This window comes from Mucilaginibacter sp. (genome assembly GCF_041663085.1).
Lineage (GTDB): Bacteria > Bacteroidota > Bacteroidia > Sphingobacteriales > Sphingobacteriaceae > Mucilaginibacter.
The window spans coordinates 1-14,859 of the sequence record NZ_JBAZRC010000125.1; the positions used below are offsets into that span (position 1 = coordinate 1).

General features: G+C 43.7%; 13 protein-coding genes and 1 pseudogene. 2 read left to right on the plus strand and 12 right to left on the minus strand.

All coding sequences use genetic code 11. From position 1 onward, the window contains the following. The 6 genes from WC615_RS18215 to WC615_RS18240 form a co-directional block, all read right to left on the minus strand. On the minus strand, positions 1-343 hold a 343-nt coding region (locus WC615_RS18215), incomplete at its 3' end, for a hypothetical protein (RefSeq protein ID WP_372979496.1). Between the two features lie 194 nt (positions 344-537). Continuing rightward, positions 538-1,974, minus strand: a complete 1,437-nt coding sequence (locus WC615_RS18220; protein WP_372979497.1) for a Glu/Leu/Phe/Val dehydrogenase — start codon at positions 1,972-1,974, stop codon at positions 538-540. Between the two features lie 158 nt (positions 1,975-2,132). Next, the gene (locus WC615_RS18225) at positions 2,133-2,342 is read right to left on the minus strand and encodes a CcmD family protein (RefSeq protein WP_372979498.1); all 210 of its coding nucleotides are present in this window, start codon (positions 2,340-2,342) and stop codon (positions 2,133-2,135) included. Positions 2,343-2,432: 90 nt separating this feature from the next. Further along, the gene (gene ccsA / locus WC615_RS18230; RefSeq protein WP_191174893.1) at positions 2,433-3,098 is read right to left on the minus strand and encodes a cytochrome c biogenesis protein CcsA; all 666 of its coding nucleotides are present in this window, start codon (positions 3,096-3,098) and stop codon (positions 2,433-2,435) included. A 767-nt stretch (positions 3,099-3,865) separates the two neighbouring features. Continuing rightward, positions 3,866-5,056, minus strand: a complete 1,191-nt coding sequence (locus WC615_RS18235) for a carboxypeptidase-like regulatory domain-containing protein (RefSeq protein ID WP_372979499.1) — start codon at positions 5,054-5,056, stop codon at positions 3,866-3,868. A gap of 26 nt (positions 5,057-5,082) precedes the next feature. Further along, complete coding sequence (locus WC615_RS18240) at positions 5,083-5,766, minus strand: heme exporter protein CcmB (RefSeq protein WP_372979500.1); 684 nt, start codon at positions 5,764-5,766, stop codon at positions 5,083-5,085. 358 nt (positions 5,767-6,124) lie between these two features. Between WC615_RS18240 and WC615_RS18245 the strand changes: the two genes are divergently transcribed. After that, the gene (locus tag WC615_RS18245) at positions 6,125-6,937 is read left to right on the plus strand and encodes an SDR family NAD(P)-dependent oxidoreductase (protein WP_372979501.1); all 813 of its coding nucleotides are present in this window, start codon (positions 6,125-6,127) and stop codon (positions 6,935-6,937) included. Between the two features lie 2 nt (positions 6,938-6,939). After that, positions 6,940-7,425 (plus strand): methylated-DNA--[protein]-cysteine S-methyltransferase, encoded by a 486-nt coding sequence (locus WC615_RS18250; RefSeq protein WP_372979502.1) that lies wholly within the window; start codon positions 6,940-6,942, stop codon positions 7,423-7,425. Here WC615_RS18250 and WC615_RS18255 read toward each other — a convergent pair. From WC615_RS18255 to WC615_RS18280, 6 genes and pseudogenes are all read right to left on the minus strand, one after another. After that, a complete protein-coding gene (locus WC615_RS18255) occupies positions 7,409-9,355 on the minus strand; it encodes a response regulator (protein WP_372979503.1) in 1,947 nt (648 codons plus the stop codon). The genes WC615_RS18250 and WC615_RS18255 overlap by 17 nt on opposite strands. 16 nt (positions 9,356-9,371) lie before the next feature. Beyond that, complete coding sequence (locus tag WC615_RS18260; RefSeq protein ID WP_372979504.1) at positions 9,372-9,965, minus strand: chemotaxis protein CheB; 594 nt, start codon at positions 9,963-9,965, stop codon at positions 9,372-9,374. Continuing rightward, positions 9,955-10,791 carry a protein-glutamate O-methyltransferase CheR gene (locus WC615_RS18265; protein WP_372979505.1) on the minus strand — a complete coding sequence of 279 codons (837 nt, stop codon included), beginning with the start codon at positions 10,789-10,791 and terminating at the stop codon, positions 9,955-9,957. The genes WC615_RS18260 and WC615_RS18265 overlap by 11 nt, the downstream gene beginning before the upstream one ends. Before the next feature lie 3 nt (positions 10,792-10,794). Then, positions 10,795-14,232 (minus strand): response regulator, encoded by a 3,438-nt coding sequence (locus WC615_RS18270; protein WP_372979506.1) that lies wholly within the window; start codon positions 14,230-14,232, stop codon positions 10,795-10,797. Positions 14,233-14,323: 91 nt separating this feature from the next. Next, a complete protein-coding gene (locus WC615_RS18275; protein WP_372979507.1) occupies positions 14,324-14,740 on the minus strand; it encodes a hypothetical protein in 417 nt (138 codons plus the stop codon). Positions 14,741-14,746: 6 nt separating this feature from the next. Beyond that, positions 14,747-14,859: pseudogene (locus WC615_RS18280) on the minus strand (gliding motility protein GldC); the annotation flags it as partial.

Consider the following 14,859-nt stretch of genomic DNA (forward strand, 5'->3'; position numbering starts at 1 on the left):
GATCAAACCAGCCTAGTGTAGTATTGTATGTATCAGAGAACCGGATAGTACTGTTTGATATTGCTATGGATAGCGGCGGATGCACCGGGTCTGTTTTGCGGAAGGTATCCAGTTTAATGTGCGTGCCTGGGTCGCTCAGGCGCTTAACCATTACTACCCGTATCGAGTCGAAATAATCTTTTTTACAACTATCCAGCGCTTGCTGCATAGCGGTGTTGATATCGCTGTCGAACCTTTCTTTGTTCTGTTTATAAGCGTTAAGGCTCCAGTAAGCCTGCACGGCAATAATGCCGGTAAGTAATAAGGCGGTTAAAAATAATACAATAACGAGTTTTCTTTTCATGATTTTGGTTGCTTAAGATAAAAGTAATCTGCCCAAAAGCAACCGGGCATATCTGTTAACATTCGTTAAGATAAAATAAGGATGGTTAGGATAAATGCCTTCCAAACCGTATTTGCGAGCGGGGATTATAAAAAAAGAGCGCCTTTTCGGGCGCTCTTTTCAATATAAGTAATGGAGAATAGTTCTCCAAAAAATCACGGCCAAACACCAAGGTTTTGGTATGATACTGCTATTTTGTTAATAGCGCCTACCATAGCTGCGTTACGCAGGGTTTCTACCTTAGGGTTATTTTTGTATATCTCGCGGATCTCGTGGTATGAGCGGATCATGGTATCTTCCAAACCAGAGTTTACAAGCTCCAGCTCAGATGCACCTTTAATAATGGTTGAACGTTGCAGCGGTGATAATGCCACACCGGTAATACCTTCTACCATGTTTACCAGGTTCAGGTTTGAGTTTTCCTCAAACCTGCGGTTGATACGGCCAAAAGCTACGTGGCTCAGGTTTTTCAACCACTCAAAGTATGATACGGTAACACCACCGGCGTTAGCGTACATATCCGGGATGATCATACCACCGGCTTTGTAAAACGCGGCTTCCGCTTCCGGAGAAGTTGGGCCGTTGGCGCCTTCGGCAATAATTTTTGCTTTGATGCTGCCAATATTTTGCTCGGTTATCTGATTCTCTAAAGCGGCAGGTACCAAAATATCACATGGCTGCTCAAGGCCGTCCATGGTGTTTTTAAACTCTTTTTTAGCACCGGCATAACCCAATATAGAGCCGGTTGCCTTGCGGTGTTGGAATACGGCTTCTACGTCAAGGCCATCCTCGTTATAAATAGCACCTTCAAACTCGCAAAGGCCTACTATCAATGCACCAAATTCCGAAAGGAATTTAGCTGAGTAGTAACCCACGTTACCTAAACCCTGTACAATTACCTTTTTGCCAGATAAGCCTGTGGTTAATCCCAGTTTCTGCATATCCTCGGCAACGCTTACGCACTCGCGGATAGCGATAGCCACACCACGGCCAGTAGCCTCGCGGCGGCCGGCAATACCATGTAATGAAATTGGCTTACCGGTTACCGCGCCTAAAGCATCAAGCTGGCCCGGGTTCATGGTTGCATATGTATCGGCAATCCAGCTCATTTCACGCTCGCCCGATCCATAGTCAGGTGCGGGTACGTCAATACTGGGGCCTATAAAATTCTTTTTGATCAATTCAACTGTGTAACGGCGGGTAATGTTCTCCAGTTCGCCAACAGTATAGTTTTTGGGGTTTATTTTAATACCACCCTTTGCACCGCCAAAGGGCACGTTTACAATGGCGCATTTGTAGGTCATTAGCGCTGCAAGGGCCATAACTTCGTCCTCGTTCACCATTTCGCTGTAGCGGATACCACCTTTGGTTGGCGATTGGTGATGCGAGTGCTCTACACGCCACGCATCAATAACTTCAAAGCCATTGCCTTTACGTATCGGGAAACGGAAACGGTAAACACTGTTACATGATTTGATCTGGTCTAACAGGCCTGCATCGTGTTTGGTAAACTGCGCTGCATGATCAAAGTTTTTACATACATCACCAAAAAAGTGTGTATCCTGATCAGCAGTCGGATTATTGATATTCATAATTTAGAATTGGATAAATAATTAATTCCTTAAAAAAGTGCACAAATTTGGTATATTTTTTATCAATAATGCAAATTTTTAATGTTAGTGTATCGCTTACACATGTTATTATAAAGGCCCTAAATCAATGTTTAAACAAAACTGATGGGGCTTTTGATTTACTTTTCCTTCTCGATTTTTTTTAATCTGCGGTCAATACTAAACAGGTAAATAGCCAGGCCGGTAAATACAATTACAATGGTGCCTATCACCACGTAAATTTTACCTGAGCTGCGCATCGCATCAGCCATTTCAACATCCTGCCCGTTCTGTGCTTTAACGGCAACAAAACAAAGCATCATCATTACCAGGGAAACAAGTTTTTTCATCAAAGCAATTTATTATTTAAGGGTGATGTAGTTATCATGAGCCGTTTTATTCATTTCAGTTTTTGAGCGGAGGCACATGATGGTTTCATCTTAGTTGATAGCGTTCTTTTTATATTCAATTAAACGGATGCGGTAGCGTATCGTAGCTATCCAAACGGCCATTAGCGACCAGGCAATAAAGGCAGGGTACAATACCACACGCATGCGGTTATCCATATCCAGCTTACCAAATGCAGGGTTACCGCCGTTACCGGGGTGTAACGAATCTGTCATCCGCGGCAGCACCATAATCAGCACCACCATTACCGGGAAAGCGAAAATGTTATATATGGCCGAGATCTTGGCGCGCTTCTGCTCCTCGTCTATCGAGTTACGAAGCACCAGGTAGGCGCAGTAAAGCAAAAAGGCAATTGCGGCGCTATTCTGTTTTGGGTCGTTGCTCCAGTATTCGCCCCAGGCGTATTTGGCCCAAAGCATCCCGGTTATCAGCCCCAGTACAAAAAAGAAGATCCCCGTATTAGCAGCTTCAACAGCTATCAGGTCGTACTCCTCTTTACCGGTTTGCAGGTATTTTATACTATAAATAACCGAAATGGTGAACACCGTGAACATGGCTATCCACATGGGTACGTGGAAGTATGTATTTCGTATGGTTTCGTGCAATATGGGTAAGCGTGGCACCCCCAGCAGAAACCCGGCAACAAGCGTGTAAAATATAATTACAACGGCTAATACCTTCCACCAGGTTTGATAAATGAATCTCATATTAAAAATATGCAGCAAAGGTAATAATTAGATGATTTGATTTATGCACCTGGCAGCATTATTAGCAATGTTTCATTATGCATGCATATCAATTATGATACTTATTTACATAACTATGTTGCTTTGAGAGTTTGATAGCGTTTGACATTTGTGTGATGGGCGGTTTTTTTTAATTCCCTCCCTTGGGAGGGGTGCGAAAGGGTGTGCTATGGCAGGGAGGGGTTCGTACGAGGGGATAATTCATTAACCCCTCCCTGCCCTCCCGAGGGAGGGAATTATAAAGCCGATAATTATGGCGTTGCCTGCGGCCCGGGTCATCCGCTCATACACCTGCAGGCCTTAAGCGCAGGGCCGGTATCCGCTGCTACCCCTAACGCAAAGATTGTCTGAACCGGGATTCGTAGGATTTTCATGATTTCCATGATTTCTGAAAGCTTGGGGCAAAAGGTCAGAGCGGGCGGGCCGGGTGTATGGCTGGAATGACGGTTTAGCTTTCGAACTGCGCGCAGGCGCGGAGAAAGCGTTAAGAACCGGCAGGGAGCGCAGGAAGCATTCGCTCTGACTTGATCTTTTGCTTCTTTTCTATCAAGAGAAAAGAAGTAGCCTCCGCGGCAATGAGCGGCGGATTATTAGCATACCCATAGCATGAGATGAGAGATGCTGAAACAAGTTCAGCATGACGGGGAAGGTGGTTAAGCCTATCTGAAGATTGCTTCGTACAGCAATGACGCGCGGGAGAGTATGACGGCGTATTACCCCTAATTCTTTATCGGGTCCGACGGCTCATAATCAACCGGCAGCAGGTTGGCCAGTTTCGATTTTGACCAGGTACCCTCATACAGCGGACTATCGGCTACCACCGTTCCGTTCAGGTCAAAATATACCGCCGGGGTAAACAGGGTGATCACGCTGGTTTCAAAGTTTTCCATATCCAGCGGGCGGTACAGGTCTTTAAAATCTTCGGTCTCGTGTTTTTTGGTGTAAACTACGTAAAGGAAATTTGGGAAAGTTAACACAAACAGCCCCTCCTCTTTTGGTTTGCGCAAAACATCATAGGCGGTTAAAGCCGGCTTGGTAAGGCGTTCTTTATACCATTTGGGCATAGCGTCTTTTTGCATCCAGTACCGTATCGAATCGCGGTTAACCATCTGGAACGCTTTCAGCTTCTTCCTGATCAGCGCTTCGGGCGGGCGGTTAGGGTCAATGGCGCGGTTAAAGTCGTATATCATAAAACCCTCCTGCGTTAACCGGTTTTTATAAAGCGAGCGGTAAAAATGCCTGGCTGAACCATAATATGCTTCATCGCGCTTTTCTTTCCATTTTTGTTTTTGGGCGGCTGTGCCGGGCAGGTCTTCAAAAAGGGCACGCCCTGCGTAGGTTATAGTATTGGTGAGGCCGCTGCTGGTAAACTCTTTTAATAAAAACTTTACACGGTAACCCAAGGCTTCGTTTTCCATCACCAAAAACTCGTCGGTTGATGCCTCCAGCATTTGGGTTTTACGTGTATACATCAGGTTTAATATGCGCGGGTTATCTATCCGGCAATATTTGGCATTTTCTGTAGTACCTATAAATTCCTTTTTAAACTGTTCAAAGTTCTTCTTCCAGTCGGCGTTGCTGCTGATAATTACCTCGCGCATCATCATCACCTTTGGGGTAAGCGATATATTCAGGTTTATAGGCGTTGAACCTACCTGTACCTTTTGGGTGTACTCTTCAAAACCAATTACAGATACAATCAAATCATACTGCCCCGGCTTTACACCACGCAGGCTAAATGTGCCATCATCCTCGGTAGCGGTACCAAAGGTTGCATTGTTTAAAAACACGCTGGCTTTGGCCACACCTGTTTTTGATGGGGCACTCACCACCTTACCGGTTATGGTTTGTGCAGAAACAGCAAAAGGCAGTACAAGTAAAATAATGGCTGTGTATAAACAGCGTTGCAATAATTTATGTTGGGGTATTGAAAACATTAGTCGCGCCACAGATATGGAAAAAGTATTAATGAAGACGCAATTACAATAACATTTATTGCTAACAACACACCAATGTTACCAAAGCTAAGGCTACGGTCTATACCATCCATGGCAGCCTTGCTTACTTTTACCAGCAATAATATCACCGGGATAATAACAGGGAAGCTTAAAATAGCCATCAGCGTACCGTTATTCCCTGCTTTTGAGGCAATTGCCGACAGCATGGTGAACACGGTAGAAAAGCTCATGGCACCCAGTAATACCGTAATAAAGTAAAAAAGTGCATCGCCCACCGGGTTAGGGAAAAACAGTTTATAAACCAGTAAGGCCAAAACGCTTAGCAGCGCCATTAATAAAGTATTGTAAATGGTTTTTGATAAAATGATAGCCTGGGGATGCGCAATGGTATAATAATATAGCAAGCGGCTTTTACTTTCCTGCAAAAAGCTTTTGGCTATGGCGTTTACAGATGCAAACAGCATAATGATCCAGAACAGGATGTTCCATACTATGGGGTAGCCCTGGCTCTCTTTAAACCCGGGGTTAAGGTTAAAGGAGATATAACATACAAACACGGTTGAAACAATATAAAGCAGGATACCATTGAAGGCGTATTTTGAGCGCCATTCCAGGATGATCTCCTTTTTTAAAAGTTCAATAGTTTGCCCCGCAAGTTTCATATTGCAAAGAAAGCTAAAAAGTTGGGAAGAGAAGAAGTCCGGAAGTGGGAAAGTCAGAAGAAAAACAAAGGGTCTGTTAACATATTGAGTTTGTCATGGTGAGCCTGTCGAACCATTAGCCGGTGTATAAGTCTTCGGCAAACTCAGACTGACATATTGAGTTTGTCATGGTGAACCTGTCGAATCATTAGCAGATGTATAAGTCTTCGACAAGCTCAGACTGACATATTGAGTTTGTCATAGTGAGCCTGTCGAACCATTAGCAGGTTGTATGAGTCTTCGACAAACTCAGACTGACAACCCCACTCCTCTCTTCCCGGTCTTTCGGACTTTCCGACTAAAAATATAACTTAGCAGCATGAAACACCTGCGGTTAAATAATAAATGGGTATTGGTTACGGGCGCATCAAGCGGGCTTGGGCAGGAAATGGCAAGGCAACTGGCGCATATCCATAAAGCCAACCTGATTATTGCCGCCCGCCGCGCCGATAAACTGAACGAGCTGAAGGCCGAACTGGAAAAAACCGCGGGCATACAGGTAAAAGTTATTGTAGCCGACCTATCCATCCCTGAAGAGGCCGACCGCGTAATTGCCGAAAGCATTGCCGATGGTAACTTGTACGGCGCTATTTTAAACGCCGGTGTAACCTATTTTGGCCGCCACACCGAACTGCCGTGGGATAACTTTGAGAGCATCCTTAAAACCAACGTTATTAGCGTAGTACGCATGACCAATAACCTGCTAAAGTATTTTGAGCAACCCGGTAAGGAAGGCAGTATAATGCTGGTATCAAGCATGGCGGGTTATTTCCCGGTGCCTTACCAGGCAGCATATTCGGCAACCAAGGCGTTTATTACTGCATTTGGCAGCGCCTTACATAATGAATTGACCAACCCGGAATTTGCCATAACGGTATTCGCCCCGGGCGGTATAGCTACCGAAATGACCGACAACAGCAAGTTTAACGAACTTAAAGGCTGGTTGATGCCGGTGAGCGAGGCTGCTAAAGAAGGTATCCACGCTTTTATAACCCGTAAATATAATTATGTACCGGGCCTGCTTAACCGCGTTGGCAACGTATTTATGAACTTTTTACCAAAAAAATTCATTGGTGGCAAAATGAGTAAGGTGTACCTAAAATCGCTTAATAAAGCGCAACAGGGGGAATAAACGTGTACGAAGTTTATCACCGCACACCTGTAGGCGTTGCCTTAATAACGGCTGATGATACGCATATTACCAGGGTATCTATCCGCGATGAAACGGTGGAAGAAACCACTACAGAACACCCGCTGTTGATAGAAGCCACTAAACAACTCGACGAATACTTTGCCGGCGGCCGCAAAGATTTTGACCTGCCCATTAACCAGCCGGGCACAGATTTTCAGCAGGAAGTATGGAAGGAATTGTTAAAGATACCTTATGGCAAAACCATAACTTATGGTCAGCAGTCTGATAATATGAAAAATCCGCTGGCTATACGCGCTATAGCGGCTGCCAACGGAAAAAATGATTTGTGGATAATTGTACCCTGCCATCGTGTTATTGGCAGTAATGGTAGCTTAACAGGGTATGCAGGCGGCCTGTGGCGCAAACAATGGCTGCTTGATCATGAAGCCAGGGTTATGGGCACCGGCCAAACTAAGCTGGACTTTTAACCCCCACTTTACTCTTAAGTAATTTCACCATTTTAGCATGAAGCTCTTGCGGTTCAAACGGTTTTGGCAAAACATCGTTCATCCCTGCCGATAAGGCTTCCATCTGCTCGTGCTCAAATGCCGATGCCGAAAGTGATATAATAGGAATACTCCTCATAGGCTCCTCCAGCTCCATACGGATGATACGCGCGGCCTGGTAACCGTTTATACCGGGCATATGGGTATCCATCAAAACCAAGTCAAATTGTTCTTCTTTTAACAGGGCAATGGCCTTATCACCGTTTTCGGCTACCGATACCTCAACATTCCAGTCCTTCAGTATTTTTGCTACCATAAACTGGTTTATCATATTATCTTCGGCAACTAAAACACGTGTATTTACAAACGGGGCAAGCTTTTTATCCGGCTTTACAATTTTTTCGCCCGGTGGCTGGGTTGCCACACTAAACCAGTTAACAAAGTTAAACGTGCTGCCCTGGCCGGGTTTACTGCTTACGGTAAGGTCGCCACCCTTAAGTTCTATCAATTTTTTTACAATGGTAAGCCCAAGCCCTGTGCCGCCATATTTACTGGCGGTATCTTCTTCGGCCTGTTCAAACGATTCAAAGATCCTTGTCAATTGATCTGATGGGATGCCTATGCCGGTATCTTCTATACTAAATTTAAGCTTAACCTTATCATTAAGCTTTTGCAGTACCGATACTGTTAGCTTAACATGCCCTCTATCGGTAAATTTAATAGCGTTGCTCAGCAGGTTCATCAGTATCTGGTTCAAACGCAACGAATCTACCTGCAGGGTATCGGGCACATCGTTATCTACTTCTAATAAAAACTCAATGTTCTTTTCATCAGCGTTAAACTTTAACAGCCCAAATACAGAATTCACAATAGATTTAAGGTTATTGGGCGAACGCACGATGCTGAATTTGCCCGCCTCTATCTTTGAGATATCCAGCACATCGTTTATTACCCCCAATAATGAGCGCGATGAGGTTTCCAGCATGGTCAGCAAACCGCTTTGCTGATCGTTCAATGGTGTTTTACGCAGCAAGTTACTAATGCCTATAATACCGTTAACAGGCGTGCGTAGTTCATGGCTCATGTTTGCCAAAAATGTTTCCTTAACCTTTTTACCATATTCGGCAGTCTCCTTTGATTTAATAAGCTGCTGCTGGTAACTCTTCTGAGGCGAAATATCGCTGATGTTTATAAATATGGTTTTATTGTGATATGATGCACGGCACTCTACCCAAATAATATGTTTCTCGAATGTATTAAATTGAAACTCGAACACCGAGAAGCTGCGGTTATCTTTAATGATCTCACCCAGTTTCTTTCTAAAGTCCGACCGGTTGGCATCAACGGCAAGGTCTACTATGCTTTTTCCGAATACTTCGGTTTGTTTGTAACCCAAAATGGTTTCAACAGCAGGGTTAACCGTTTTTATCCGGAAATTATCTGCATCAACCGAACAAATAATATCGGCACTGTTTTTTACAACGATGGCAAAATTTTGCAGTTCCTCGTTCTTTTGTTTGATCTCGTCTTGTGTGCGGGCAAGCTGTATAAAGGCATCAACCTTGGCCGATGTTATATAGGGGTCGAGCGGTTTGTAAAGGTAATCAACCGCGCCGGCGCCAAAACCTTTAACGGCGTATTTGGCCTCTTTAGATATGGCTGTAACAAATATTACCAGTATATCTTTTGTACGCGGGTTTGATTTTAGCATCTCTACCAGTTCAAAACCATCCATTTCGGGCATCTGAACATCAACAAGAGCTATTGATATAGGGTTATCCCAGGCTATTTTTAGCGCATCGTTGGGCGACGTGGTACTAAACAACCGTATATCGTTACGGCTTAATAGTGCCTCAAGGGCTATAATGTTTTCCTCTCTGTCGTCAACAATAAGGATATTGATTGGGGTCATTTAACTAAAGTAAGGGTCAATTAGTATCTTCAAGTAATTCAAAAATCTCTGTCGTTCTTAAAACATATTCGGCCGCATGTATATCAATTGCAGCCTGCGGCATTTCGGTCATTTCAGCATCTTCCGGGTGTTGTGCTATAGTAAGCGCCCCTTTCTGCCGTAACTTTAGCAACCCTTCCGCCCCATCCTGGTTTGCTCCCGAAAACAAAACTGCCGTAACCTGTTCTTTATAAACCTCGGCAACACTCTCAAAAGTTACATCTATTGATGGCTTTGAGTACCATACCGCATCTGATACATCCAGGCTAAAAAAGCCTTCATTTTCAACAAGGGAATGATAATTTGCCGGTGCTATGTATATAGTGTTATTCATTACCGGCTCTTTATCGCTAATTTCCCTCAACAACATACGGCTATTTTCTGCAAAGAGTTTTTCTATCTCGCTAAAAAAGTTCTTTTTGCGATGTATAATTATAATAACGGTTTTATTAAGGTTTTGAGGCAGTAATTTTACCAAACGGAACAACAATTTAAACGACCCTGCCGAACCGCCCAATAGCAGTATACGGGAGTTAGCCCATCGTTGCTTTATTTTATCATCAAGAGCCAATTTTTTGGTATATGTTTTCTTTCTGATTGATCACCTTGAACTTTTTACGAAAAGCGTCTGAACGGATAGTTTCTTTATTACCCAAACAAAGATAGCCCAACGGGCACAGGCTTTTATAGAACAGATCGAGTATTTTATATTGCAGTTCGGTTTCAAAATAGATAAATACATTACGGCAGCTTATCATCTGAAACTCGTTGAAGCCTGTATCAGATATCAGGTTATGTACAGAGAATAACGTGTTTTGCTTTAACTCGCTGTGGATAGTTGCCGCATCATACATCATGGTAAAATGATCGGTAAGGGAACCGGGCAAACCCGTAAACAGATAATTTTCGGCGTAGCTTTTTATTTTGCGCAGGCTGTATATGCCTTTACGCGCCTCATTCAATACCTCGGTATTAATATCGGTACCATAGATGAACGATTTTTTACCAAGGTTCTCTTCATTTAATAAAATAGCCAACGAGTAAACCTCTTCGCCGGATGAACAACCGGCGCACCATATTTTTACATGCTGATAAGTGGAAAGATAAGGCACCACCTGGTTTTTAAGCGCCTTATAAAAAGTTGGGTCACGAAACATTTCGGTAACGTTAACCGTAATTTCTTCCAAAAACTCCTGGAAAAACCCGGCATCATTAACCAAAACATGCTTCAGATCATAAAACTCCAGCTTTTTAAGCATCATTATACGTGCCAGCCGCCTTTTAAAAGATGCTTCTGTATAATCGCTAAAATCAAACCCGTGAATCTTTTTTACAATATCAATCAGTTCGTTTAGCTGCTCGCTGCTTATGGCGTCTTTACTTACCAGTCCCTTCATATATTAGCTATCCAACCACAACTGCATCAATGCTATCAGCCTGTCCATATCAACCGGTTTGGTAATATAATCGTTAGCACCGGCCGCTATACACTTTTCACGGTCATCCTTCATGGCCTTTGCGGTTAACGCTATAACAGGGAGTTTAGCCCATTTGTTTTGCTTGCGGATATGCCTGGTGGCCTCGTAGCCATCCATTTTTGGCATCATAATATCCATAAGCACAATATCAATATCGCTTATCTCTTCCAGTTTGGCAATAGCCTCTTCACCATCGTTGGCAATCACCACATTCAGGTCGTAACTTTCCAATGCGCTGCTCAGGGCAAATATGTTACGCATATCATCGTCAACAATGAGTACTTTTTTGCCTTTTATACTGTCTTTACCCTTGGTAGTGGTTTTAATTTTTACCCCGCTGCCACTGGTACCGGTTTGCGGGCCGCTTTCGCTTATTTTATTCAGGAACAGGTTTACTTCGTCTATCAGCCTGTCAGACGATTTGTTGGTTTTAACCACCATGGCGTTGGCATACTGCATCAGCCTGTTTACCGATGTTTTATCAAGCTCCATTGCCGTGTTGATGATAACCGGCAGGGCTGCAAACTTATCAACCTCTTTTATTTTATCAAGCAGGTCGAGCCCCGAAATATCAGGCAGGTTAAGGTCAAGTATCACACACTGGTATTCGTTCTCATGCAGCATCCTGAAGGCCGATTCGCCATCAAACGCCTGATCTACAGTAATACCCTGGCTCTGCATCAGGTCCTTAAGTGCCTGGCTTTGTGCCTTATGGTCTTCTACCAGCAGTATCTGGGTAAATTTGGTGCCGCTTTTAGCCATAATGTCGCCAAACAGCTTATCAAGCGTTTCGGTATTTACCGGTTTTTTAAGGAAGCTTATTGCGCCCTCTTTACGCACCCTGTTGGCTGCGGCTTCGCCTGCCGACATCAGGTGTACCGGTATATGCAGTGTGGTTTCGTCCTGTTTTAGTTCTTTCAGTATCTGCCAGCCATCTTTACCCGGCAGCATAATATCCAGGATAACCGCATCCGGCTGCTGTTCTTTAATGATCTCGACCGCGTTGGTACCCTCGCTTACCATTACCGATTTAAAACCGTGGTCGCGGGCGTAATCCTGCAATATGTTCGCGAAGTTCTTATCGTCCTCAACAATTACTACAAACGGTTCATGATCGGGGTTGACTGAACGCTTAACAACCGTATCAAGGAAGGTGGTAGGCTTATAATTATCTACAGTAGGTACATTATCTTCCTGCGGCTCTACAAATTTGGCTTTCAACGGAAGCGTCAGCACAAACTCGCTACCCTCGCCCGGTTCACTGCTTAAGGTAATATTACCACCCAATAATGATGCAAGTTCCCTGCTGATAGAAAGGCCTAAACCCGTACCGCCGTATTTACGACTGGTAGAGCCATCGGCCTGCTGGAATGCTTCGAATATGATACGCTGTTTATCAGCAGGGATACCAATACCCGAATCTTTTATTTTAAAGCTGATGGTTTCTGCAACCGGGCCGGCAACAGCGTTTATGCTGATGGTGCCACTCTCCGGCGTAAACTTAAACGCGTTTGATAACAAGTTTTTGATCACCTGCTCAACCCTAACCTTATCGGTATAGATAGTTGGCGGCACGCCAGAGAAGTTTGTGGTATAATTGATCTTTTTATGACTGGCAACCTCTGCAAATAACGATTGCATATCGCTCAGGATGTCTGACACCTTAATGTCCTCGTTCTGCATATCCAGCTTGCCCGATTCAATTTTTGAAAGGTCGAGGATATCGTTTATCAGTGTCAGCAGGTCATTCCCGGCGTTAAATATCACACTGGCATATTTTATCTGATCTTCTGATAGATTTAGTGGTTTGTTATCTTTTAGTATCCGCGCCAATACCAAAATACTGTTTAGCGGTGTGCGCAGCTCATGGCTCATGTTGGCCAAAAACTCAGATTTGTACCTACCGGTTGTTTCCAGCTCGCTGGCTTTTATACTGATACTTTGGCGGGCTTCTTCAATAGCCTGGTTCTTCTCTTCCAACAAGCTGGCTTTTTCTTCCAGTTCGGCGTTTATGGTACGCAGTTCTTCCTGCTGTACACGCAATTCTTCTTCTGATGCCTGCAACATTTCTGTTTTGTTCATCAGCTCTTCGTTGGTAACGCGCATTTCTTCCTGTTGTGCTTCCAGTTCTTCGGCTTGCTGCTGGGTTTCCTCGAACAGGTCGTGCATAATGGTGCGCGCCTGTGAAGTATTCACGGCTATGCCAATATCGTTGGCAACAAGTAAAATGTATTCTTTAACCTGTTCAGGCACTTCGTTACGGAAACCAACCTCAAGCACGCCTTTCAGTTTCTTATCAAAAAAGAACGGAACGATAAAGGTTTCTATCAGTTCATCTTCTAAAATTGATGATCCTAACTGCAGTTTATCATTCAGTTTGCCTTTTACAACAGCAGCACGTTCGTCTTTGGCAGCCTGCCCTATCCACCCTTCAGAGATCCGGATAGATTGCTTCAAAGCAGACGGATCATTAAAAGCGTATGAGGCATACAGGTTCAGCTTTTCTTCGTTCTCATCAAACAAATAAAGCGTACCGGTAAGCGCATTGGCATACTTGCTTATTTCTGATAAAATATTTTCTGAGAGTTCTTTTTCGCTTTGCTGGCCCTGCATCTTTTCATTAAGGTTGCCGCTACCTATAAGCAGCCAGTTTTTTCCTTCGTTTTCTGCAAGTACTTTTCCAAGCTCCAGGTTGGCTACACGCACTTCTTCCTCAACACGTTTTTGGCGTGCAAAAGTGGCCTGGATATAGTAGAACATTAGTACCACGATAATCAGGAATATCATACAGCCAAATACAATGATCTGTATTGCCTGCTCTGATGCTTTATCTGATGCCGCTTTACGTTCGGCTAAAAGGTTGTTCTCTGTTTGGATAACCCGGTTATTGATCTCGCGGATGCTATCCATGTTGCCTTTACCATTCAAAAACATTTTATTGGCAACCATGTAATCAAGGCCTTTGGCATCGCGGGTCTCGATATTGGTTTTTAGGATAAGCAACTGGCGGTTAACGATCAGTTTAAGCGAATCTATCCTTTTAACCTGGCCGGGGTTATCTACAACAAGGTTAGACAGCTGCTCTAATGCCTCTGTTATTTTAGGGACAGCATCGTTATATGGGTCAAGAAAAGTTTTATTGGCTGTAGCGCCGTAACCACGCATGCCGGTTTCGCCGTCAATTAAATATTGTAGCAGGTTATTGGTGGTTTTAATAACTTTTTGGGTGTGATTTACCCAAACTGTATCGCCTTCCAGTTGCTTGATGCTTTTGAATGACAGTACGCCAACAACCAACACAAGCACAATAGATACCGCAAAACCTGCTAATACCTGGTTGCGAAAATTAAGCTTAAACATAGAATAAGATGTAGTTTAATGTTTACAAATATGTTTAAAAATATTTGCACCATAAATAGTGTTAACTAATAAACATACAGGTGGTAAAGTATTATTCACCCGCTGTGTAAACTCGTTTTTTTGATAATGATGCGCCTATAACAGACAATACCGGCCCTGCAAATAATACATACCAGCCCCACTTGAACGCTATTTGCCGGGTTAAGAATCCATTAATACCTTTAAACGGTATAAAGCTGAAACTGGCTTTTACTTTTAGGAACGCGGCTATATAAAGCAGCACAACCAATACCAGCGATGCCCAAGCCGCAATGCGCGTTACCTTGGTTTGGTTTAATACCGTGCATAGTATGCCGATAACGCCCACCAGCATAATTACCATCCCATACGGCTGGTTTAGCTTATAAACATTCATATTAAATAAATGGAACGGGCGCAGCATAGGGCAAAAAGTTGCCGCAATTAATATAATAAAGCCCAATAGTGATAAGAGTGACGCGGGGCGCATATTAGGTTATTGTTTGGTAACTTCCATTTTATCGGCAAAGTGGGCGCAGTAATCGCGCAGGTCTTCCACAATGTTCTTCTCGCCGGTGGCGCGTAAAAAGGTATCGCCCATGGTTTGCA